This window comes from Aquabacterium sp., assembly GCF_029946005.1.
Lineage (GTDB): Bacteria > Pseudomonadota > Gammaproteobacteria > Burkholderiales > Burkholderiaceae_C > Aquabacterium.
In genome coordinates this window covers 98,730-120,975 of record NZ_JAQSDR010000002.1, presented here as the reverse complement: position 1 = coordinate 120,975, position 22,246 = coordinate 98,730, and the positions used below count along the sequence as shown (strand labels likewise).

Annotated in this window: 16 protein-coding genes and 2 tRNA genes; 15 read left to right on the top strand and 3 right to left on the bottom strand. The window is 60.1% G+C overall.

Features of this window, described 5'->3' with window-relative positions:
• Positions 1-129: 129 nt before the first annotated feature.
• The 10 genes from rpsD (at position 130) to PSV38_RS00845 (ending at position 7,069) form a co-directional block, all read left to right on the top strand.
• Complete coding sequence (rpsD, locus tag PSV38_RS00890) at positions 130-753, top strand: 30S ribosomal protein S4 (RefSeq protein WP_300543772.1); 624 nt, start codon at positions 130-132, stop codon at positions 751-753.
• Between the two features lie 142 nt (positions 754-895).
• Positions 896-1,882, top strand: coding sequence for a DNA-directed RNA polymerase subunit alpha (rpoA, locus tag PSV38_RS00885; RefSeq protein WP_230180436.1), 987 nt, complete (start codon positions 896-898; stop codon positions 1,880-1,882).
• A 106-nt stretch (positions 1,883-1,988) separates the two neighbouring features.
• Positions 1,989-2,387, top strand: coding sequence for a 50S ribosomal protein L17 (gene rplQ, locus PSV38_RS00880; protein WP_300543768.1), 399 nt, complete (start codon positions 1,989-1,991; stop codon positions 2,385-2,387).
• 129 nt (positions 2,388-2,516) lie between these two features.
• Positions 2,517-2,593 (top strand) — tRNA-Met (locus PSV38_RS00875).
• 214 nt (positions 2,594-2,807) lie between these two features.
• Positions 2,808-3,731: a branched-chain amino acid transaminase gene (locus PSV38_RS00870; protein WP_300543765.1), complete on the top strand. Its 924-nt coding sequence runs from the start codon at positions 2,808-2,810 to the stop codon at positions 3,729-3,731.
• A 13-nt stretch (positions 3,732-3,744) separates the two neighbouring features.
• The gene (locus PSV38_RS00865; protein ID WP_300543762.1) at positions 3,745-3,963 is read left to right on the top strand and encodes a zinc-finger domain-containing protein; all 219 of its coding nucleotides are present in this window, start codon (positions 3,745-3,747) and stop codon (positions 3,961-3,963) included.
• Positions 3,964-4,098: 135 nt separating this feature from the next.
• Entirely contained in the window at positions 4,099-4,983 is an 885-nt protein-coding gene (purU, locus tag PSV38_RS00860; protein ID WP_300543760.1) for a formyltetrahydrofolate deformylase, read from the top strand.
• Positions 4,984-5,026: 43 nt separating this feature from the next.
• Positions 5,027-5,485 (top strand): nuclear transport factor 2 family protein, encoded by a 459-nt coding sequence (locus tag PSV38_RS00855; protein ID WP_300543758.1) that lies wholly within the window; start codon positions 5,027-5,029, stop codon positions 5,483-5,485.
• Between the two features lie 14 nt (positions 5,486-5,499).
• Positions 5,500-6,504, top strand: a complete 1,005-nt coding sequence (locus PSV38_RS00850; protein WP_300543756.1) for an alpha/beta fold hydrolase — start codon at positions 5,500-5,502, stop codon at positions 6,502-6,504.
• Positions 6,505-6,523: 19 nt separating this feature from the next.
• Entirely contained in the window at positions 6,524-7,069 is a 546-nt protein-coding gene (locus tag PSV38_RS00845; RefSeq protein ID WP_300543754.1) for a DUF2946 family protein, read from the top strand.
• 47 nt (positions 7,070-7,116) lie between these two features.
• On the opposite strand, the gene PSV38_RS00840 is transcribed toward PSV38_RS00845, so the two are convergent.
• The gene (locus tag PSV38_RS00840; RefSeq protein ID WP_300543752.1) at positions 7,117-7,674 is read right to left on the bottom strand and encodes a c-type cytochrome; all 558 of its coding nucleotides are present in this window, start codon (positions 7,672-7,674) and stop codon (positions 7,117-7,119) included.
• A 132-nt stretch (positions 7,675-7,806) separates the two neighbouring features.
• Between PSV38_RS00840 and PSV38_RS00835 the strand changes: the two genes are divergently transcribed.
• The 4 genes from PSV38_RS00835 (at position 7,807) to PSV38_RS00820 (ending at position 15,127) form a co-directional block, all read left to right on the top strand.
• Positions 7,807-7,882: transfer RNA gene (locus tag PSV38_RS00835), tRNA-Arg, on the top strand.
• Positions 7,883-8,141: 259 nt separating this feature from the next.
• Complete coding sequence (locus PSV38_RS00830) at positions 8,142-9,089, top strand: diguanylate cyclase (RefSeq protein WP_300543750.1); 948 nt, start codon at positions 8,142-8,144, stop codon at positions 9,087-9,089.
• A gap of 95 nt (positions 9,090-9,184) precedes the next feature.
• Positions 9,185-10,930: an ATP-binding protein gene (locus PSV38_RS00825; protein ID WP_300543748.1), complete on the top strand. Its 1,746-nt coding sequence runs from the start codon at positions 9,185-9,187 to the stop codon at positions 10,928-10,930.
• Positions 10,931-10,933: 3 nt separating this feature from the next.
• Positions 10,934-15,127, top strand: coding sequence for a PAS domain S-box protein (locus tag PSV38_RS00820; RefSeq protein ID WP_300543746.1), 4,194 nt, complete (start codon positions 10,934-10,936; stop codon positions 15,125-15,127).
• Here the strand turns inward: PSV38_RS00820 and PSV38_RS00815 are convergent.
• On the bottom strand, positions 15,124-20,025 hold the full coding sequence (locus PSV38_RS00815; RefSeq protein WP_300543743.1) for a PAS domain S-box protein: 4,902 nt from the start codon (positions 20,023-20,025) through the stop codon (positions 15,124-15,126). The genes PSV38_RS00820 and PSV38_RS00815 overlap by 4 nt on opposite strands.
• Positions 20,026-20,373: 348 nt before the next feature.
• On the opposite strand from PSV38_RS00815, the gene PSV38_RS00810 reads away from it, so the two are divergent.
• The gene (locus PSV38_RS00810; protein WP_300543741.1) at positions 20,374-21,363 is read left to right on the top strand and encodes a sensor domain-containing diguanylate cyclase; all 990 of its coding nucleotides are present in this window, start codon (positions 20,374-20,376) and stop codon (positions 21,361-21,363) included.
• 8 nt (positions 21,364-21,371) lie between these two features.
• Here the strand turns inward: PSV38_RS00810 and PSV38_RS00805 are convergent, their stop codons facing one another.
• Positions 21,372-22,244, bottom strand: coding sequence for a metal-dependent hydrolase (locus PSV38_RS00805; RefSeq protein ID WP_300543738.1), 873 nt, complete (start codon positions 22,242-22,244; stop codon positions 21,372-21,374).
• Between the last annotated feature and the right edge of the window lie 2 nt (positions 22,245-22,246).

Here is a 22,246-nt window from a genome sequence, read left to right as displayed (position 1 = left end):
TGGCGTGCAAAGGCAGGTTATCGAAGCCCACCGTCTGAGCGATTCGAACAATATCCGCCAGACTCGCGTCGGCCATTGATGGATTTCCAATCCTCAATCTGACGTCAGACAGACCCCAAGGAAAAGCACGTGGCACGTTACCTCGGACCCAAGGCCAAACTGGCCCGCCGTGAAGGCACCGACCTGTTTTTGAAGAGCGCTCGTCGCCCCATCAGCGACAAGTCCAAATTCGACACCAAACCCGGCCAGCACGGCCGCACGTCTGGTTCGCGCACCTCGGACTTCGGTCTGCAACTGCGCGAAAAGCAAAAAGTCAAGCGCATGTACGGCGTGCTGGAGCGTCAGTTCCGCCGCTACTTTGCCGAAGCCGATCGCCGCAAGGGCAACACGGGCTCGAACCTGTTGTTTCTGCTGGAATCGCGCCTGGACAACGTCGTTTACCGCATGGGCTTTGCCTCCACCCGCGCCGAAGCTCGTCAGCTGACCTCGCACAAGGGTGTGACCGTGAACGGTCAAGTGGTGAACATTCCTTCGTACAACGTCAAGACTGGCGATGTGGTGGGTGTGCGCGAAAAAGCCAAGAAGCAAGTTCGCGTTCTGGAAGCACTGAAGCTGGCCGAGTCCATCGGCATGCCAGCCTGGGTGCAAGTGGACAACACCAAGCTTGAAGGTGTTTTCAAGAAGACCCCGGACCGCGATGAATTTGGCGCCGACATCAACGAATCGTTGATCGTCGAACTGTATTCGCGTTGATTCACACATCAGCTGCGCTTCACGGCCGTGGGTCGTGTCGCGCGGCTTTGTGCGTTTTGTTTTCAAGACCGGAGCATGTTGCTCCGGTTGGTCCAGCAGCCTTATCGGTGTAACGAGCCGAGGGTATTGACAGGAAGAGCTCATGCAAACCAATTTGCTGAAACCCAAAGCCATTCAGGTGGAGCCCTTGGGCGGCCACCGCGCCAAAGTGACCCTCGAACCGTTCGAGCGTGGCTATGGCCATACCCTGGGCAACGCCTTGCGCCGCGTCCTGTTGTCATCGATGGTGGGTTTTGCTCCGACAGAAGTGACCATCGCGGGCGTGCTGCACGAGTACTCGACCGTTGACGGCGTTCAAGAAGACGTCGTTCACATCATGTTGAACCTCAAGGGTGTGGTCTTCCGTCTGCACAACCGCGACGAAGTCACGCTGGTGCTGCGCAAGGATGGCGAAGGCCCTGTCACTGCCGCCGACATCCAGACGCCTCACGACGTCGAGATCGTCAACCCCAACCACGTGATCGCGCACTTGTCGCACGGCGGCAAGCTGGACATGCAGATCAAGGTGGAAAAGGGCCGCGGCTATGTGCCGGGCAACATCCGCCGCTATGGCGACGAAAGCACCAAGGCCATCGGCCGCATCGTGCTGGACGCGTCCTTCTCGCCGGTTCGCCGCGTGAGCTACACGGTCGAAAGCGCCCGAGTGGAGCAGCGCACCGACCTGGACAAGCTGGTCATGGAAATCGAAACCAACGGCGCGATTTCGCCTGAGGAAGCGATCCGTGCTTCGGCCAAGATCCTGGTGGAGCAACTTGCAGTGTTCGCGCAACTGGAAGGCAGCGAAATCGCCGCCTTCGATGCACCTGCCAAGTCGGCTCAGAACTTCGATCCGATCCTGCTGCGTCCTGTCGACGAACTGGAACTGACCGTGCGTTCGGCCAACTGCCTGAAGGCCGAAAATATTTATTACATCGGCGACCTGATCCAGCGCACCGAGACCGAGTTGCTCAAGACCCCAAACCTGGGTCGCAAGTCGCTCAACGAAATCAAGGAAGTGCTGGCTTCGCGTGGTTTGGCCCTGGGCTCGCGCCTGGAAAGCTGGCCGCCTCAAGGTCTCGACAAGCGTTGATTTTTTGAAAGTGGGTGGTGAGTTTGTTTCAACAAACCGCTGCCCGGTGCACCCGGCGGTACCTTGAACCGGCCGCCGGTTTTATAAAGTAAGAAAGGACAGCACCATGCGTCACGGACACGGACTCCGCAAACTCAATCGCACTTCGTCGCACCGCTTGGCGATGCTTCGCAACATGGCGAACTCGCTGATTCAGCACGAAGCCATCAAGACCACCGTCCCCAAGGCCAAGGAATTGCGCCGTGTGGTCGAGCCCCTGATCACTTTGGCCAAGAACCCCACCCTGGCGAACAAGCGCTTGGCGTTCGACCGCCTGCGTGACCGCGACAACGTGGTCAAGCTGTTCAACGTGCTGGGCCCCCGCTTCGCCGCGCGTCCTGGTGGTTACACCCGGATCCTGAAGATGGGCTTCCGCGTGGGCGACAACGCCCCCATGGCGTACGTTGAGCTGGTTGAGCGCACCGAAGGCACCGAAGCGGTTGCTGACGACCAAACCAACGCGTAAGTCAGCCAAGCGCTGTTCACTCAGCGTTTGAACAAAGGGCCGACATTGCTGGCCCTTTTCACTTTTGGCGCACGATCTGCACAAAAAGCGTGACAAATATAAAAAGCATGCTATAGTCTAATTCTCTGTCGCGGGGTGGAGCAGTCTGGTAGCTCGTTGGGCTCATAACCCAAAGGTCGTAGGTTCAAATCCTGCCCCCGCAACCAAAATTAAAGCAGAAGCCGATCCTTGGGTCGGCTTTTGTCATTGGGCATTGGGAATGCGCTCATGCAAGCGGCTGCCCACCAGGCGGCACGCATGCCCAAGCTAAAAATCAAACGCCACACGACTACAATCGAAGGTTTTCCGGCGGCACCCCTGAGTGCGACAAGGCCGGTTGTCAACGAACGAATACTTAGACAATTCCCGAAAGGACTTCCCATGTCGATGGACGATCGCGACGGCAAAATCTGGATGGATGGCCAGATGGTGGAATGGCGCGATGCCAAGATCCATGTGTTGACCCATACCTTGCACTACGGCTGCGGCGTGTTCGAGGGCGTGCGTGCCTACAACACGGCCCAAGGGCCGGCGATCTTCCGCATTCAGGAGCACACCGAGCGCTTGTTCAACAGCGCCAAGATCCTGCGCATGAAGATTCCTTTCAGCTTCGACGAGGTGGTCAAGGCGCAACTGGACGTGGTCCGCGAGAACAAGCTGGAAAGCTGCTACCTGCGTCCGCTGGCATGGCTGGGCTCCGAGAAGATGGGCGTGAGCCCCAAGGGTGCCAAGGTGCACCTGATGGTGGCTGCCTGGCCCTGGGGTGCCTACCTGGGTGAAGACGGCCTCAAGCGCGGCATCCGCGTCAAGACGTCGAGCTACACGCGGCACCATGTCAACATCACGATGACTCAGGCCAAGGCGGTGAGCAACTACACCAACTCGATCCTGGCCAACTTGGAAGTGACCGATGAGGGTTATGACGAGGCGCTGCTGCTGGACTCCAGCGGTTTCGTCAGCGAAGGTGCCGGTGAGAATATCTTCATCGTGAAAAACGGCAAGCTGTACACACCCGATCTGTCGGCTGGTGCGCTCAATGGCATCACCCGCAACACGATCTTCGCCATCTGCCAGGACCTGGGCCTGGAGATCCGTGAGAAGCGAATCACGCGCGACGAGGTCTACATTTGCGACGAGGCCTTCTTCACCGGCACCGCCGCCGAAGTGACGCCCATCCGCGAACTTGACCGCATCGAGATCGGCGCGGGCGCGCGTGGGCCCATCACCGAGAAGATTCAGAGCGCGTTCTTTGACATCGTCAACGGCCGCAATCCCAAGTATGCCGAGTGGTTGACCAAGGTCTGAGGAGCGTCACGCCATGAGCACGACTGCAAAAGCCAAAGCCGTGGTTGAAGTCACCGCGCAGGAGCTGCAAGGCCCGGGGGTGGTGTTCTGCCCCAACCCAAAAATGCCTTTGTGGAGCACTCATCCACGCGTGTACATCGACGTGGTCACGGCGCCCGAAGGTGGTCAGTGCCCTTACTGTGGCACGGCCTACAAGCTCAAAGCGGGCGAGAAGGTCGGCCACGGCCACTGAGCGCCAACAAGGCGAAGCGGGGCCCAGTCTGATCGTTGGACGGGGCCCTGTGGTGGTGCGTTGACTGCGTGGGCGGGCCATTTTGGGCGGCCTTTGCCCACATCTGCGATGTGGGCCCCTACAATCCCGCCCATCATGAATATCAAGCGCGAATTCGTCCTGACCCTGTCGTGCCGAGACACGACGGGCATTGTCCATGCCGTGTCGGGCCTGCTTTACCAGGCCGGTTGCAACATCATCGACTCACAGCAGTTTGGCGATGTACAGAATGAGGACAGCACCGGTTTGTTCTTCATGCGCGTGCATTTCGAGGCGCCCGAGCATTTGGCGGACGAGGCCACGTTGGCCAATTTGTTTGGCCATGTGCGTGAGCAGTTCGCCATGACGGCGACGATTCGCGTTCAATCTCGCAAACCGCGCATGCTGATCATGGTCAGCAAGCATGGGCACTGCCTGAATGATTTGCTGTTCAGGTGGCAGTCAGGTCAGCTGCCGGTGGAAATCCCGGCCATTGTCTCCAACCACCCTGACTACGCCGAGCTCGCGGCCAGTTACGGCATCGCGTTTCACCATCTGCCATTGCCTATCGGGGCGGGCCCGGAGGTCAAGCGTTCCCAGGAGCAGCAGGTGGAAGCGCTGGTGGAGCAGGAGGGCATCGACTTGGTCGTGCTGGCGCGTTACATGCAAATCCTGAGTCCGGAGTTCTGCGCTTTTCTCAAGGGGCGGGCCATCAACATTCACCACAGTTTTTTACCCAGCTTCAAGGGGGCCAAGCCCTACTATCAGGCGCATGATCGTGGAGTGAAGCTGATTGGGGCGACGGCGCATTATGTGACGGCAGATCTGGACGAAGGTCCGATCATTGAACAGGATGTGGAGCGTGTCGATCACACCTTGAGTCCGGAAGACTTCACCGCCGTCGGGCGAGATGTGGAGTGCGTGGTGCTGGCGCGTGCCGTGAAATGGCATGTCGAGCACAGGGTGCTGATGAACGGTCACAAGACCGTGGTGTTCCGTTGAGTCCTGGATCGTTGTGTTCAACCTGTCTGACGCTTGACAACCCATGAGTGATCCCCGCGCCCGCAAAGCTTCCCAGGCCGCGCTCATGGCGTCGGCGGACGATACCGAGGCCACGTTCTACGAGGCCTTGCAGCAGGGTGACCTGGAGCGTCTGATGTCGGTCTGGTCCGACGATGAAGATATCGCTTGTGTGCACCCTGGCGGGCCTCGGGTGGTGGGTGAAGTGGCCATTCGCGGCACGTTCGAAGCCATCTTTGCGAATGGGCCGGTGCAGGTCACCCTGCAGCAGGTGCGCCGACTTGAAACCGGCCATTGCGAGGTACACCATGTGCTGGAGAGGGTGCAGGCACTGACCCCCGATGGGCTGCAGACGGCGTTTGTGCTGGCCACGAATGTGTATTTGCGGACCGCGTTGGGTTGGCGCATGGTTCTGCACCACGCCAGTCCCGGTCAGGCGCATGAGCTTCAGGAGCTGGCCGAACCGACCGCCACCTTGCATTGACATTGGGCGACATCATGCAGTCCTATACGGCGCCACGTTGGCTCAAAGGGCGGGGCAGTTGGGGGGGCAATGTGCAGACCATCTGGCCCGCGCTGCTTTCTCGACCACACGCCAGTCCCTACCCCGCCAACGTGCCATACCAGCGGCAGCGATGGGACACGCCCGATGGGGACTTCATCGATGTGGACCTGCTGCCTGCGCTCAAGGTCGGCGCGGCCTCCACGCCTTGCCTGGTGCTGTTCCATGGGCTGGAAGGCTCATCGCACAGCCACTATGCGCTGGCATTCGCTCATTGGGCCCGGGCGCAAGGCTGGTCGTACGCGGTTCCGCATTTCAGAGGCTGCTCGGGCGAGTTGAACCTGGGCCCCAGGTCCTACCACTCGGGCGATTTCGTGGAAATCGATTGGATCTTGCGCCGCTTGTTGGCCGCTCATGGGGGGCCGATGGTGGTTGTGGGCATTTCGATGGGGGGCAATGCCTTGCTGCGCTGGGCTCAGGAGTCGGGCAACGAAGCGCGGAAGGTGGCCAAGGCCGTGGCAGCGGTGTCTTCCCCATTGAACTTGGCGGCGGCAGGCGAGGCCATTGGGTGCGGCTTCAACCGGCAGGTTTACACCCGCATGTTCCTGAAATCGATGAAGCCCAAAGCCTTGGCCAAGTTGGCGCAGTTTCCAGGTTTGTTCGACGAGCAGGCCCTGCGCGCGTCTCGGGATCTGTTTGAGTTCGACAATGTGTTCACCGCGCCGCTGCATGGGTTCGCAGGGACGCTCGATTACTGGGCCCGTTGTTCGGCCCAACCGCGTTTGAATCTGATCACCGGGGTGCCCGCGTTGGTGATCAATGCCCGCAACGATCCTTTCATCCCCGGGGCCAGTTTGCCCAGGCCTGGTGAGGTGGGAAGCTGGGTGACTTTGTGGCAGCCTGAGGAGGGTGGCCATGTGGGTTTTCCAGCCGGCCCCATGCCGGGCCACGTGACCACCTTGCCAGAGGCCGTGGGGCCCTGGCTGGCCCAGCATCTTTGACCGACCAACAAGGGATTCCATGGATGACATCGTCAAGGCCGCTTTGAAGAAGTGGCCCAATGTGCCGAATTGCCATGGCTGGTTGGCCCTGGATGCCCGGGGTGACTGGTACATGCGGGATGACCGGGTGCAGGCCGCCGGGCCGTTTCCGCAGGTCAAAGGCAGCCGCATCACGCACGACAAGCTGATCGACTTCATTAACCGCAATTACGAGTCTGATGAGCGAGGCGCGTGGTTTTTTCAGAATGGCCCGCAGCGGGTGTACCTAGAGCTGGAGGCCGCGCCTTGGGTGCTCGGGGTGCAGCGCCAGGGGGATTCTTTCAAGGTGGACACGCACACCCGCCAGGTTGTGGGCGAAGTCCGCGGGGCCTGGTTGGACGAGCACGGTCGCTTGTTCCTGGAGACGGAACTGGGGCTGGGCGTGGTGCGTTCAATGGACATGGATGCCGCAGCCAGCGCGGTGGAGGCGGGGGTGTGGGATCCGCAGGACATCCTGTTTGTAGAGTTGCCGCAACGATTCGCGTATTGCCTGAACCCCCAGCCAGCCCCGGCCCCTCAGGCATGAAAAAGCCGACCCTTGAGTCGGCTTTTGATCCACGCTGAGCGTGGTTTTTATTTGACGTCGCTGGCGGGGGGCGCAGCCTCTGAGGCCGCAGCAGCGGGCGCCGCAGGCTCGGTGAATTTGGCGCCGCCAGCGTTGGCCAGGTAAGCCACCGCGCGGCTCACTTCCAGATCGCTGAATTCGCCACCCGCTTGTGGCGGCATGGCGTTCTTGCCCTTGAGAGCAGATTGAATCAAGGCTGCCAGACCGGTGCCAATGCGTGGCCCCCAGCCTGCGGCATCGCCCAACTTTGGAGCGCCCATGGCACCCGATTCGTGGCAGGCGGCGCACTGCGCCTTGAAGACCTCTTCGCCTGAGCGCGGCCCAGCATTGGCCGAGACCATTTTGACTTCGACCGAGCCCACAGGCCTGATACGCTGGGCTGTGGCCTGCTCGGACAAGGCATCGCTGCCCGAAGAGCCGGTGCCACTGGATGCCACGAACTCGACCAGCAGGATGATGATGATGATCGGCACAATGAATGCCAGCCCCACGGCCACGGCCAGTTGCTTGGGTGTCTTGATCGGGCCTTCGTGATCGTTGTCGTGAGAATTGGGCACTTGGCTCATGGGATCCTCAGGGGCGCTGGTTATCGTGGGCGCAGGCCTTGCGGCTGCTGAACATGGCAGAAAATCCTGCCACAAAGGCCGGATTATAGAGGGGCTTGTCGCTGACCCACTGTTAGAATCTGCCCCTGCGTTGCGCCCGTAGCTCAATGGATAGAGTACTGCCCTCCGAAGGCAGGGGTTGCTGGTTCGATCCCAGCCGGGCGCACCATGTAGATCAAATGCTTGCGCCGCCTTCAGGTCCGCTTAGGCCGGATGCAGTGTGGCGAAATACACAGCATTTCCTCATTGTGGGCACCGATGCCGCGTTGAACTGGATCACGCCAGCCACAGGCTATATCCTGTTCACATTACTGTTGCCGTGATGTGTTGGCCATTTGCATCTGAGTTTCAGTGTTCGGCCAGCGCAATAAGCTGCAAGATGCATGATGCCGCCTGATTCCAAATAAGTTGGCTCACCGGAGAGATGGATGTCGGCCATTGATTCAGAACTTGCATTACTGCTGGAGGATTCCGGTCGAAAGCCCAAACTCTTGGTAGTGGATGACCAACCGACTAATATTCAGGTGCTCCACCGCGCTTTCTCGGCGGACTATCAAGTTTTCATGGCAACCAATGGCCCCCAAGCTTTGTCGGTTTGCCGTGATCAACACCCAGACTTGGTGCTTCTGGATGTGGTCATGGATGGCATGGACGGGCATGAGATTTATCGGCAAATCAAGGCCGACCCAGCCATCAGCGACACCCCGGTGATTTTTGTCACCGCGCACAATGATCCCTTGCAGGAAACCCAGGGATTAGAACTTGGCGCGGTGGATTTCATTTCCAAGCCCATCAACCCGGATGTGGTCAGGGCCAGGGTCAAGACCCACATCAAGCTGAAACTGCAATCTGACCTCTTGCGCAAGCTTGTCTTTGTGGACGGATTGACGGGCGTCTTCAACCGACGCTATTTCGATCATCGCCTGTCGACGGAGTGGTTGAGAGCCAGCAGGAGTAAGAGCTCGCTGGCCTTGATCTTGATCGATGTGGACCACTTCAAGCGTTACAACGACCGTTACGGTCATCAGGCAGGGGATGACTGCTTGAAGAAGGTTGCACAAGCCCTTCTTCGCGGTTTGCACCGGCCTGCTGATGTGGTGGTGAGATACGGTGGTGAAGAGTTTGCGTGCTTGTTGCCTGAAACCGAATTGGCGGGGGCGATGCAAGTCGCGCATCATTTAGAACAAAGCGTCCGCGATCTTGGGGTTGTTCACGAGGACTCGGCGGTCGCTGACAGGGTCACGATCAGCCTGGGGGTCGCCGTGAAAACCGCCAATTCCCCTGCCACATTTGAAGAGTTGCTGACCACGGCTGACGAGCAGTTGTACAAGGCCAAGAATGCTGGACGAGCCCAGGTGTCTGGCACCGAATGGTGAGTGAGGGCTCAAGCCAGGGGAGTGGGGGCCGATAACAGTTGAGGCGCCTGGTGCCCGTGGGATTGCAGCTTTCAACGAAGACACGAGGTGTGGACATGAACGTGCGTGACTGGCAGGCCGTGCAGGCTCAAGGGGCGGCGGGCACCCTGATGAGGTTGGGGCATCGCCGTTTGTCGTTCTTGAGGGGCGCAGACGCGAGAAGAAGGCCTGATCTGCAAAGAGTTGTCTCGCGCGAGTGGAAGATTGATGCGGTGTCTTGCGGGTCGCTGGGCGAGGCAGTTCAGGTGCTCCCTGCTGGGGGGCAGTCAGGTCGATCACTCCGGGCTTCACGCCCGACGTTGTTGATCGTTGACGATCAACCGGGCAACGTCCAGGCTCTGTATCACGCACTCAAGCAGGACTATCAACTGTTGGTGGCCACCAATGGATTTCAGGCGATTGAACTGTGTCGTTCTGCCAAGCCGGACATGGTGTTGTTGGATGTCGTGATGCCGGGCATGGATGGCTACGCGGTCTGCAAACGCCTCAAAGCGGACGACACCACATGCCGCATCCCGATCATTTTCATCACGGGCAGTACCACGACCTGGGATGAAAGCCAGTGTCTGGAGGCGGGCGCAGTGGATTTCATCTCCAAACCTGTGAATCCGTCGGTTCTGCAATCGCGTGTCCGCACTCACCTGACTTTGAAGCACCAAGCCGACCGTTTGAGGCATAGCAGCGAAGAGTTGGCCAATGCTCAAAGGCTGGGTAAGGTGGGCAGTTGGCATTGGGACCTGCTCGCGGATCAATTCGACATGTCTCAGCAGTTGCGCAGCATGTTGGATGTTGAGCAACTTTCTGGCAGCCTTCAGATTCAACGAGCCCGCGCTCAGTTTGCCAGCGTGAGTTGGTGGCGTGGTCTCAGGGCACTGGCCAGGGCCAAGGCGGGTGAGTCCACGGAGAACATTGAACTCGACCATTGCCGATCAGACGGCACGATGGGCCATCTGCTTTGCAACATGGAGGCGATGACGAGTGCGGCCGGAGAGGTAATCGCTGTGAGTTGCACGCTGCTCGACATCACCGACCGCATGCGTGTGGAACAACTGCGCATCGAAAAAGAAGCGGCTGAATTGGCCAGCGAACACAAAGACCGGTTCTTGTCGAGCATGAGCCATGAGCTTCGCACGCCGCTCAATGCTGTCCTGGGTTTTGCGCAGCTGCTGAGCTTCGAGCCCTCCATTCAAAGCAACCGGGGGCTGCAAAGCAAGGTCGGGCACATCCTGCATGCTGGCAATCACCTGTTGTCGATGGTGGCGGAAATCTTGGACTTGGCTTGCATCGATGCAGGCAAGATTGCCTTGACCATGACTTCAGTTGATGCTGTTCAGGCCATGCGAGATGCGCTGGAGATGACCGCACCCGAGGCTCAATCCAGAAATTTGTGGGTGGGCCCGACGTTTGGCGAAGGGGCGCATTGGGTTCAGGCCGATCAGCGGCGCTTGCATCAGATTCTGCTGAATTTGCTGTCCAACGCGATCAAGTACAACCGCCATGGTGGCGAGATCCGTTTGTCCGTCCGCAGCATGGCGCGGGAGGTTCAATTCGCCATTTCAGATACCGGCAAGGGGTTGAGTTCTGAGCAGGTCAGGCATTTGTTCGAGCCCTTCAATCGGCTGGGCTCCGAGAATTCATCGACCCAAGGAACTGGAATCGGGTTGGTGCTTTGTCGGCATCTGGCAGAGGCCATGGGAGGCAGAATTGAGGTGAGCAGCGTGCCAGGCGCCGGATCGACGTTCACCTTGTGCCTGCCTCAGTGGTTGCCGCCAGATATTCGCCTGAGCAACGAAAACGCTTGAACCATGCAGTCAGCACCCCTGCGCGACAACGAAGCAGATGCGCTGGCAGCACTGCAGCATTTGTCGGTGCTGGACAGTGCCCCTGAGGCCGAATTCGATGCTCTGGTGAGGGCCGCATCGGCGGTGTGTGGCGCCCCCATCTCGGTGATCAGCCTCATCGACTCAGATCGGCAATGGTTCAAGGCCAACATAGGTTTGCCGGGTGTGACGGAGACCTCCCGAGATGTGGCCTTTTGCGCGCATGCAGTGCTGGGCGGCGAGTTGTTCGAGATACCGGATGCGGGGCAGGATCCCAGGTTCGCCGACAACCCCCTGGTGACCGGTGCGCCGCACATTCGCTTTTATGCGGGCGCGCCACTGCGTTTGAGCGACGGGATGCGCATTGGCACCATTTGCGTGATTGACAGGCAACCCAGGCAATTGAATGACATGCAACGCGAGGTGCTGCGCTGCTTGGCCGAGGCGGTGACCAGCGCGCTTCAAGGTCGACGAGCAGCCTTGGCCACCAAGGCTGCAGCTCATGAATTGGCCCGCGCTGCTCTGGTGGAGCAGCACAGCGCTGACGCGATCATTGGCCTTGATGCAACAGGGCATGTGAAGCGGTGGAATCCGGCGGCGGAGGCCATGTTTGGCTACACCGCCGCCCAGATCATCGGCCAGCCGTTTGACAAGCTGCTGCCTGATCCGAGCGGACAGCAGGTCTTGGCAGCCGCAGCCAAGCTGAACGGCCATCAAGCGTTCAGGCAAGAGGGCGTGTTGCGGCACCAGACGGGGCATCTGGTTCATGCATCAACCACCGTGGTTCCCGAGCCCGCGCCTGAAGATTTGCCATCGGGTTTGACCTTGTTCGTTCGTGATGTCTCTGCGCAAATTCTGGAGGTCAGCAAGCTGGCGGCCAATGAAGCGTACGCGCGCGAGATGTATGAACGAACACCCGCGATGCTTCACTCTGTGGATGCCACGGGGCGTTTACTGTCGGTCAGCGACAGGTGGTTGCTGAAGTTGGGTTATGCCAGGGATGAAGTCTTGGGGCGGCCCAGTGTCGATTTCCTCACGCCTGCGTCGCGAGCCTACGCCTTGAGTGATGTACTGCCGACCTTCTTTGCCCACGGGCGGGTCGACGATGTGCCTTACCAGATGCTCACCAAGGATGGGCAGGTGCTTGACGTGCTCTTGTCAGGCATTTTGGAGTACGACGCTGACGGAAAACCCGTGAGGAGCCTGGCGGTCATTGAGGACATCACCGCCCGCAAACGCGCTGAACGTGCGCTGCAGGCCATTTTGGATGCTGTGCCCTCGCAGATTGGCTATTGGGACCAGAACCTCATCAACCGCGTCGCCAACAAAGCACACCAATCCTGGTTTGGGATTGATCCTGACGCCATGCGGGGCATGCACATCAGGGAGTTGCTGGGCCAGGACGTCTACGAGCGCAACCTGCCGCATCTTCAGGCGGCTTTGGGTGGTGAGGCGCAGTCCTTTTACGGCAGCGCGGTTCGTGCGCTTGATGGCTCTGGCGTTCGTCACACCATGGTGAACTATGTGCCCGATGTGCAAGGCGACGACGTTCTCGGCATCTACACCCTGGTGCATGACGTCACAGAACTCGTTGAAGGACGAACCTTGCTTGCCGCCGCCCAGCGCGACAGCCAGGCCTTGTTGAGCATCTTGCATCAGCACGCCATCGTGTCGGTCGCAGACCGTGCCGGCCGCATTTTGGAGGTCAACGACAGTTTTTGCACGATTTCTGGTTACAGCCGGGATGAGCTCATCGGGCAGAACCACCGCATTGTCAATTCAGGGGTTCATGCCCCCGAGTTCTGGGTGGACATGTGGCGCACCATCAGCGGTGGCCGCTCCTGGCGGGGCGAGGTTTGCAACCGCGCCCTTGACGGCGCTTTGTATTGGGTGGACAGCATCATCGCGCCGTTCATCGGGCAAGATGGGCGCATCGAAAAGTACATTTCCATTCGATACGACATCACCGGGCGCAAGCGCATTGAAGACGCCCTGCGATCCACCAACGAGAGAAACGAGATTGCCTCTGAGGCGGCAGGCATCGGTGTCTGGGAGTATGACGTCGTCGCTGGCACGCTTCAGTGGGACGATCGCATGTTCCAGCTCTATGGCCGAGAATACATGGCGGGCGACGCACCTTACGAGTTGTGGCGCAGTAGCTTGCATCCTGATGATCGAGAGCGCAGCGAGCAGGTGTTGGCGGGAGTCTTGCGGGGCGGTCAGAAATTTGAAAATGAGTTTCGCATTGTTCGACCCGATGGCGAGGTGCGCCATTTGAAGGCCACAGCGCGGGTTTTCCGCGACGAGCAAGGGCATCCCCTGCGCATGACGGGCGTCAACATGGATGTCACTGATCGGGCAGACGCCGAGCTTTTGCTGCGTGAGGCCCTGCACAAAGCCAAGCAGGCCAATCTGGCCAAAAGTCAGTTCTTGGCCAACATGAGCCATGAAATCCGCACGCCGATGAATGCGGTGATCGGTCTGTCGTACCTGCTTGAGCGATCCGCGCTGAGTGCGGAGCAGAGCTCGTTCGTGGCCAAGATCAAGGTGGCCAGCAAGGCCTTGCTGGGCATCATCAATGACATCCTCGACCTGTCGAAGATTGAAGCTCAAGAGTTGCACATTGATCGGGCGCCCTTCGATCTGAACGCGGTCTTGAGTGATTTGACGGATTTGCTGTCTTCCCAGGCGCAGGCCAAGGGACTGGTCTTTGCGGCCGAGTTGCCTGCCAATTTGCCAACCTTGTTGGAAGGGGATGCAGCAAGGCTGCAGCAGATATTGACCAACTTGCTGTTCAACGCCGTCAAGTTCACGGCGTGTGGGACGGTGCAGCTGCGGGTCAGCGAAGTCGCGTCCTCGGACGCTGCCATTCGTTTGCGATTTGCCGTGAAAGACAGTGGCATTGGCATCCAGCCTGATGTATTGCCCCGCCTGTTCACGCCATTTGCCCAGGCAGATGAGTCCACCACCCGGCGATTTGGCGGGACAGGGCTGGGGTTGTCGATTGTCAAGCAGTTGGTCGGCCTGATGGGGGGCGAGGTGGGCGCGTCCAGCACCCCTGGCGTTGGCAGCGAGTTCTGGGTTGAGTTGAGCTTTTCTCTGTGCGAATTGGCGACCTTGCCCCAGTCTTTGACGTTGAGTTCGACCATCCGGGGGCCAGGGCTGGTTGGCGTGCGTGTATTGGCGGCTGATGACAATGCGATCAATCTGGAGGTCGTCAAGCGCATCCTTGAGATGGAAGGTGCGCAGGTCAGCCTGGCCAGCAATGGACAAGAGGCTGTCGATCATCTGCTTGCCCAGCCCCAAGGGTTCGACGTGGTTTTGATGGACGCGCAGATGCCCGTGCTGGATGGCTATGACGCCGTGAGACGCATCCGTGGTGGCTTGGGCTTGACGAGTTTGCCCATCATTGCTTTGACCGCAGGTGCACTCACCAGCGAGCAGCAATTGGCCAAAGAGGCGGGCATGAATGACTTTGTCAGCAAGCCTTTCGATCCACAGGCCTTGGTGCGTTGCATTCGGCGTCATGCAGGGCGGGGCGAACAGGGTGCTGTACTTGGAATCGACCAAGTGGCTGACCAACCCGCGATGGCTGGCTGGCCGCAGATCGAGGGCATCGACACGCAGGTCGCCCATGTGCACCTGAGTGGGCATTTGGATTTGTTTGATTCGACACTCAGGCGCATGTTGAATGACGTCGTGCACTTTGATGTCTTGCCACTGAGTGGGGATGTCTTGAGTGCCATGGCTGTTCGCTTGCACACCTTGAAAGGCCATGCGGGAACGCTCGGTGCCAAAGGCATTCACTTGGCTGCAGGGCAGGCCGAGCGCGCCTGTTTGGCGGGGCAGGTGGGGCCGGTGTCGCCATTGATGCGGAGCCTGGTCCTCCAGTTAGAGCAGCTTCGCTTGAACGCTGCTCCTTTTCTGGAGCGCGCCGTTGGGCCGGCCCTGCTATCAGCGGATGAGGCCCCCGACGCACAAGACGACGACCCGCAGAAAGTGGCCGATCTGTTGCAACTGCTGAGGGCGAGCGACCTCAGTGCCATGGACCAGTTTGCCGTCTGTGCGCCGCAACTGCGCAGGCAGCTGGCCCCAGCCGCCTATGCCAGTTTGTGCAGGCAGATGGAGAACCTTCAGTTCGATGAAGCTCTCCAGACCTTGTCGGACCTGGGTTTTTAGTCTTTGCTGTCGCGGGCGGTGTTCAGCAGCACCAACGCGCTGGCGAAATCAAAGCTCTCGATGCTTTGCCGCAATGGACCAACAACCGTGGTGCCCCACAAGGTGAGCAAGGCAGGCGCGATGCGTTGGAAGTGCTCCAGGGCCGCAAGGTCTTGTTGTTTCAGCATCGTCACCAGACGTTCGAGGTCCTGAGGCTCCAGCGATTGAGCCGCATCGGGGGGCGCGTCGTGATGAACCTCCTTGTGACGGTGCTCGGCCAACGCAGCTTGGGCTGAGACGGCCAGGGCCTGCAATGCCACGCACAGTGCGGCCATGCTCGCACCCACATCTGGGGCAGGCGCTTGGGAGCCCATGGAGGCTTCAATCGCCCCTGCCAGTTGGTAGATTTTTTGCGCGCCCAGCAAGCCAGCGCTGCCTCGCAGATTGTGCATGCGTGCGGCCAGTGCTTGGCGTTCAGTGGCCTGTTCGGGGATGGGCAAAGCCAGCAGCGTCCCGGAGTCAAACTCGTGCAGCAATCGGTCGAGCATGGCCAAGAACAGGCTTGAATCGTTGGAGAGCCGATGTGCTGCGCCTTTGCTGTCAATGCCTTCGATCTCTGGCCAGTGGTGGGGAGCTCCGGCCCGTTTGGTCGACGCCATTAATTTCAAAGGCTGCCCTCGGGCTCGTTCAACGCACCTCCGCAGGGTTCGAACCAGGTTGGCGGGGTCGAGCGGTTTGGTCAGGAATTCGTCCATGCCCGCTTCGTGTGCTTTGCGGCGCTCTTCCCCCAAGGCCCCTGCCGTCAAGGCCAGCACCGGCAACTGACGCAAACCCAGCTCATTTCGCAGGCGACGCGTGGCTTCATAGCCGTCCATTTCAGGCATCTGTACATCCATGAGCACCGCGTCAAAGTGCGTTGGTGCGGCGCGCAGGTGCTCCAGGGCTTGGGCCCCATTCAAGCAGGTTTGCACGATGGCCCCCTCGCGTTCCAGCAGGCGGCGTGCCACGTCCAGGTTGATGGTGCTGTCGTCCACCAACAGAATCTTCAGGCCCGTCAGCCACTCCGCATCGACGCCATCCATGGAGGTGGACTGCATCACGCGGTCCGTGTTGCCGGTGTGGCGCGCCACACTGCTGTTCACGGCATTGAACAGTTCGGACGCTTCGACGGGCTTGCACAGGATGTGATCGGCCACTTGGTGAACGTCCATGGCGTGGATGGCTTCTCGTTCGTGGGCCGAGATGATCAAAGCGGCGGGTAAGCGGTGGGGAGTGAGCTGGCCTGCCAGCACGGTGAGGGCCTGCAAGCCATCCAACTGCGGCATTTGCCAATCGACCAGCAAGGCATCTGGCAATGCCTTGCCCTCGGCGATGGCATCGCGCAAATGATCGATCAATGCTTGCCCCGACGCCAGTTCGATGGATCTCCAGCCAAATGCGCGGCACATGCCCGATAACACCCTGCGGTCATCCGCGCGGTCATCGACGACGACCACATCCAGGCCGCTGCTGCCATGCTTGGCTTGGAGGTGCTGGTGTTCGTCCGCGATGGTGAAAGGCAGATCAACCCAGAACTCGCTGCCCCGTCCCAAGGTGCTGGTCACGCCGATGCTGCCGCCCAGCATCTCTGCCAATCGCTTGACGATGGACAAGCCCAAGCCTGTGCCGCCGAAACGGCGGGTGGTTGACGCGTCAGCCTGAGTGAACGGGTCGAACAGCGTTTCCAGTGCTTGCGGTGCGATCCCCAGCCCCGAGTCACGCACGGACCAGCGCAGCCACAGCGTGTGTCCATCCATGCGTTGCTGTTCAACCTGAACAGCAACGCCGCCATGCTGCGTGAATTTGATGGCGTTGCTGGCGAGGTTCACCAGAATCTGACGCAGGCGCAATTCGTCTCCCTCCAACAAGCCGGGGAGGTGGTCGGCGCCAAGCACTTCGAATGTGATCCCTTTGTCATAGGCGCCGGATGTGAACAATGCGGTCAAATCACCCAACAGCTGATTTGGATCGAAGGTCGCCAGCTCCACCCCCATTTCGCCCGCTTCGATCTTGGCCAGATCAAGCACGTCGTTGATGATGCCCAGCAACGATCGTCCTGCCACCTGAAGGTTGGCCAGTAACTGGCGTTGGTCTTCATCCAGCTTCGTGGTGGACAGCAGGTGAGCCACGCCAATGACCGCATTCATGGGGGTGCGTATTTCATGGCTCATGTTGGCCAGGAACATGCTCTTGGCGGCGTTGGCCTCTTCTGCCGCCGTTTTGGCTTGACGCAAGGCCGCGTCTGTTCTGCTGCGTTCGGTGATGTCTTGTGCGATGCCCAGGTAGCCACTGAGCTGCCCATCCACGGTTTGGATGGCGGTCACGGCCAGAGAAACGCGCAAGTGCGAACCATCCTTGCGCACATAGGTCCATTCGCGGGTTTCTGCGCCATCCAGTTCGGGCTGGTGAATAAACACGCGGAAGCCCTCAATCGGGGTCCCGTGCTGCGCGCTGAGTTCTTGACCCCGGGTCATGACCTCATCTGCCAGATGCAGTAATGCCGGGGTGCTTTTGCCCACCATGTCGTCCGCGTGGTAGCCCAGCATGTGCTCGGCGCCTCGGTTGAAGATGGTGATCAGCCCGTTGGTGTCCGTGGCGATGATGGACAACTCGGTGGCCGACCGGAGCACGCTGTCCAGCAAGGCGGCAAAGCGCGTGACCTCGGACTGCGCATTCTTCGTGACGGTGATGTCTTGATGGGTGCCGTACATCCACTCTGGTTGACCATCCGCCGTTCTGGTGAACACGCGTCCCCGGTCAAGCACCCATACACAGTCCCCGTTCTTGTGACGCATGCGGCTTTCGCACGCGTAGTAGTCAAGCTCACCCGAGAAATGACTTTTGAGCAGTGCCTCGGAGCGGGCAAGGTCATCTGGATGCGCATGGCTCAGCCAAGTTTGAATGCTGACCGGCGCCAGTTCTTCAAGCTGGTAGCCAATGATGTCGGCCCATCGTTCATTGAAGTGTGCTTCACCGGTCTGGACGTTCCATTCCCAGGTGCCCACATGGGTGCCTTCAATGATGTTCCCCAATCGTTCGCGCTCTTTCGCCAGGGTGATGCGCCCCTCGGTGATCTCGGTGATGTCATGCACCACCACATAAAACCCCTGCACCTGCCCGTCCACGATGTCGGGCAGGTAGTTGGTGAGCGCATGTCTGCTCCCTTGCCCGTCGGGCCTGGGAATGTCACGCTCAAATTGTTGGGGTTCTCCGCGCAAGGCGCCTTCGATGTAGGGCAGGTTGCGTTCAAGCAGGTCTTTGCCCAGCAGGTCGCGCAGGTGCTTGCCGACCAATGCTGACGGGGGGACGCCGAACCAGCGTGAATAGGCCTGGTTGGCCACACGGTTGCGAAGGTTCTTGTCCCAGTACCCGATCATGGAAGGCACGGCGTCCAGCACGGTTTGCAGATCTCGCCTTGCCGTTTCCAACTCGGCAGTTCGTGCGTGGACCTGTCTCTCCAAGGTGAGGGTGAAGTCCTGACGCTGCTGATCGGCAGCCTTGCGGTCGCGAATGTCGCGGATGAGCTTGGCCATGCCAATGACTCGCCCATCCGGCGACCGGATGGGCCCCGCAGTGATGGACACGTCCAGCGAGGTGCCGTCCTGATGACGCCGGGTGGTGTCAAAAGCCGCAAGCGCATTGCCTTTTGCAATTTCTTCCAAGAGCGTGGCATCTTCGTGCTGTCTTTGCGGCGGCAACAGAATCGAGGCCAATGGTTTGCCGATGACTTGGGATGCACTATGACCGAACAATTGCGTTGCCGCCTGGTTCCACGACATGATCAAACCATCCATGGACTCGCCGATGATGGCGTCTGCAGAGTGCTCCACGATGGTGGCCAATTGCGCTTTCTGCAGGGCGGCGCGCTGCTCCCGCTCTCGTCCGAGGCGCATCGCGCCGATCAGGGCCGCAGAGATCAAGGTGATCGCGGTGCCCATGAGGAAGACCGTGTGGGGCTGCAAGGGGTCAAGGCGCTGGGCAAAGTGTGGCGTGGCGTTCAGTTCGACTTGCCAGCGCCGCCCATAGACATCGAGATCAATGACTCGCTTCATGCCGGTGGCTGTAGCGCTTTCTGTTGAGGCCGAGTTGTAAAACTCATCCGGGTGTTGGGGGTTGGTGGTGTCCCTCAGGACCAACCAGACATCATCATCAAGGGCACGAAAATCCGCGAGCACTTCTTTCAATGACAGGGGTGCGTAGCTCCACCCCCAAGCGGCCGTTTCCCGCTGTTCAGGTGTCGCCCTGGCCATGCCATCGCGATAGATCGGAAGCAGGAACAACACGGATTTTTGTCGTCCCCCAACCGCTTGAACCAGCGTGATGGGGCCGGTGATGGTGGCTTGGCCGGAGCGCATGGCGGCGATGGCAGCTTGGCGGCGATTGGCTTCAGAACCAATGTCCAGGCCGACAGCCGCTTGATTGCGCTCAACGGGCTCGATGTACTGAATCACGAAGCGCTCGCCCTCGTGCGGCGAGAAATCGCGGATCGCAAAATCGGGCTTGCCATCCGATCTGGCCTGAACCAAAAACTGCGCTTGCTTGTCGGCAGGTACCCGGCGAATGAGGCCGAATCCTCTCGCCCCGGGGAATTCTTTGTCGATGTCGCGCGATTCAGCGTATTTCCGAAAGAGTGACCGAGAAATAGTTTGCTCGCCTACCACCAGCGCGGCGCCTCGAGCGCCCCGCACGCCGTATTCATACAGCCGCATGCGCATGGAAAGCTGTGCAGCGACCTGCTCGGCTGTCTTGACAAACACCGCTTGCGCATTGCGCTGGTTGTGTTGCCCTTGTTGCCAGGCCAACAGGGCGCTGAGCGACAGGCCCAGGACCAGGGCGCCGAGCACCCAGCCGATGACCTTGGTGGGGAGGGAGGGTTTCATCTGGCCTTGCTCTCCAGCGCCGCAGCGTGATTGATTCGGTATGGCTTAGCAGTATCGATCACGGCAAGCCCGCTTGGCCCCTGTCGCCAGCAGTTATTGCAGCATTCCGAGCAATTCGTTGGCTTGTGACCCAGCGCAAGACGATTGAAGACGAACTGAGCCGACACCGCTTGGGGCCTTGCGGCAGGCACGACAAGCTCGCTTTGACGCGGTGCTGGTCAAGCCATTTCCACCTTGACGTTTTTCAACGTCATCTGCCTGCCATGGATGAACCGCCTGGACCATCGGGCCTCGATATTCCCAGGATTCATCCGATATCACTGGCATGTGGACGAAGGTGCAGTAGTGATGTTGACAGAAACCGAACGTTTGATGGCGGTGCGTGCCCATGAAATCCTGGACACGGCGCCCGAGGCTGAATTTGACGCCTTGGCCAACCTGGCCGCGCAATTGGCTGGCGTGCCCCTGGCCTGGCTGGCCTTCATGGGGGAAAGCCGGTGGTGGTGCAAATCAAGCGTGGGCCTGGGTGACCGCGAATGGCACCAAGGCTTGAGTCTGGAGGATGCCAGCGGTGTGCAGGAATCCCTGGTCTGCGAAGAGCTGAGGCGCGATGCGCGCTTTGAGCACCACCCTTGGGTGGCGGGCGAGCCGGGCCTGCGGTTTTACGCCAGTGCGCCCATCGTGGATCAGCAAGGCCATGCCCTGGGCACGATCGCGGTCGCGGACATCCACCCCCGGGCGTTCACCGAAGGGCAAAAGTTGGCCTTGGCGGACCTGGCCACGCTGGCCATGGCCGTGCTGGACGGGCGCCAGCGCGCGCGCCAACTCAGCCACCTGGCGAAGACCGACCACCTCACGGGCGTGGCCAACCGCGCCCAGTTCGACTTGGCGCTGGACGTGGAAATGCGCCATTCCATGCGCGCTGGCGAGCCCTTCACCGTGCTGTGCATGGACCTGGACGGCTTCAAGGAAATCGTCGACGGCTTTGGCCACGCGGCGGGCGATGCGGTGCTGTGCGAAGTGTCGCGTCGCCTGAACCAGCAGGTTCGCCTGGGCGACGTGCTGGCCCGCCTGGGCAGCGACGAGTTCGGCGTGGTGATGCGCCATGGCGCCAAGGACTCGGCCGAGGTGCTGGCCAAGCGCATCGTGCGCTCGGTGTGCCAGCCCATCACCCTGCCCACGGGCGACGCGGTGGGCGTGGGTATCTCAGTGGGCATCGCGGCCTACAACGACTCGGTCGAGTCGGTGAGGTCTTTGCTGGCCCAGGCCGATCAGGCCTTGTACGACGCCAAGAAGCAGAACGAGCGCCGCTGGAAGATGTTCGTGGGCGGGCGCTGAGCGCTCAATCAGCGCGTGACCTGGATGGAGGCGTTGCCTGCAGCGATCGGGTCGCCGGTGCGGTTGAAGGTTTCCAGCCACACGTCGTAGCCCTGCATCTGGCCGGTTTGCCAGGGGTGAAAGCCGGGTTTGAAATAGGCCATGAAGTGACCCAGGATGGGCATGTACAGGCCGCCCGGCTTGTACAGCCACCACAGGCCCTTGGCCATCAGGCCGACGCGCTTGAAGAAGCCGAAGCCATCGGCCTTGAGCATTTCGCTGATGACCACGAAGGTGCCGATCGGAAAGCCGATGGTGGCCATGATCAGTGCGAAGACGCGGCGCACATAACCCACTTTGGCGACTTTCTGCATCACGTCGAAGGCCACGGCCTTGTGCTCGACTTCTTCGATGGCGTGCCAGGTGTACATGGCGCGGATGCGCGGGTCGGCCTTGTCCATGACCTTGGCGGCTTCGAATCCGTGGGCCATGAGCGCGGTCATGTGTTCGAACGCGGCGGTCAGGGCCAGCGTGGCCTTCTTGGGCAGGTAGACGCGCAGGAGCTTGAAGAGCACGAACACTGTGAGGCGTTCGATGCGGTCGACGTCCACGCCCTGCGCTTTGACGCGGTCGTTGAACTGGCGGTGCACGATGCCGTGCTGGCCTTCTTGCCGCGTGAAGTCTTTCACGTCCGCCAGCAGCTTGGGGTCGGTGATCTGGTCACGGAAGTCGCGCACACATGAGATGAAGAAGCGCTCCCCTTCGGGGAAGAAGGTGGACATGGCGTCGAAGAAGCGCGACTTGAACGGATCGTTGTCGAGCCAGAAACGGGGGATGTCGCCGTCGAGCCCAAAGTTGAGGTTCTCGCGCGGGACGATGGGGTGGTCAGTGGTGGTGTTCATCA

Bases quoted from the DNA above. Each gene is read 5' to 3' on its own strand.
- purU (WP_300543760.1), top strand. From the start codon at position 4,099: ATGAATATCAAGCGCGAATTCGTCCTGACCCTGTCGTGCCGAGACACG.
- PSV38_RS00855 (WP_300543758.1), top strand. From the start codon at position 5,027: ATGAGTGATCCCCGCGCCCGCAAAGCTTCCCAGGCCGCGCTCATGGCG.
- PSV38_RS00815 (WP_300543743.1), bottom strand. From the start codon at position 20,025: ATGAAACCCTCCCTCCCCACCAAGGTCATCGGCTGGGTGCTCGGCGCC.
- PSV38_RS00870 (WP_300543765.1), top strand. From the start codon at position 2,808: ATGTCGATGGACGATCGCGACGGCAAAATCTGGATGGATGGCCAGATG.
- PSV38_RS00845 (WP_300543754.1), top strand. From the start codon at position 6,524: ATGGATGACATCGTCAAGGCCGCTTTGAAGAAGTGGCCCAATGTGCCG.
- PSV38_RS00820 (WP_300543746.1), top strand. From the start codon at position 10,934: ATGCAGTCAGCACCCCTGCGCGACAACGAAGCAGATGCGCTGGCAGCA.
- PSV38_RS00840 (WP_300543752.1), bottom strand. From the start codon at position 7,674: ATGAGCCAAGTGCCCAATTCTCACGACAACGATCACGAAGGCCCGATC.
- PSV38_RS00865 (WP_300543762.1), top strand. From the start codon at position 3,745: ATGAGCACGACTGCAAAAGCCAAAGCCGTGGTTGAAGTCACCGCGCAG.
- rpoA (WP_230180436.1), top strand. From the start codon at position 896: ATGCAAACCAATTTGCTGAAACCCAAAGCCATTCAGGTGGAGCCCTTG.
- PSV38_RS00805 (WP_300543738.1), bottom strand. From the start codon at position 22,244: ATGAACACCACCACTGACCACCCCATCGTCCCGCGCGAGAACCTCAAC.
- PSV38_RS00830 (WP_300543750.1), top strand. From the start codon at position 8,142: ATGTCGGCCATTGATTCAGAACTTGCATTACTGCTGGAGGATTCCGGT.
- PSV38_RS00850 (WP_300543756.1), top strand. From the start codon at position 5,500: ATGCAGTCCTATACGGCGCCACGTTGGCTCAAAGGGCGGGGCAGTTGG.
- PSV38_RS00810 (WP_300543741.1), top strand. From the start codon at position 20,374: ATGTTGACAGAAACCGAACGTTTGATGGCGGTGCGTGCCCATGAAATC.
- rplQ (WP_300543768.1), top strand. From the start codon at position 1,989: ATGCGTCACGGACACGGACTCCGCAAACTCAATCGCACTTCGTCGCAC.
- PSV38_RS00825 (WP_300543748.1), top strand. From the start codon at position 9,185: ATGAACGTGCGTGACTGGCAGGCCGTGCAGGCTCAAGGGGCGGCGGGC.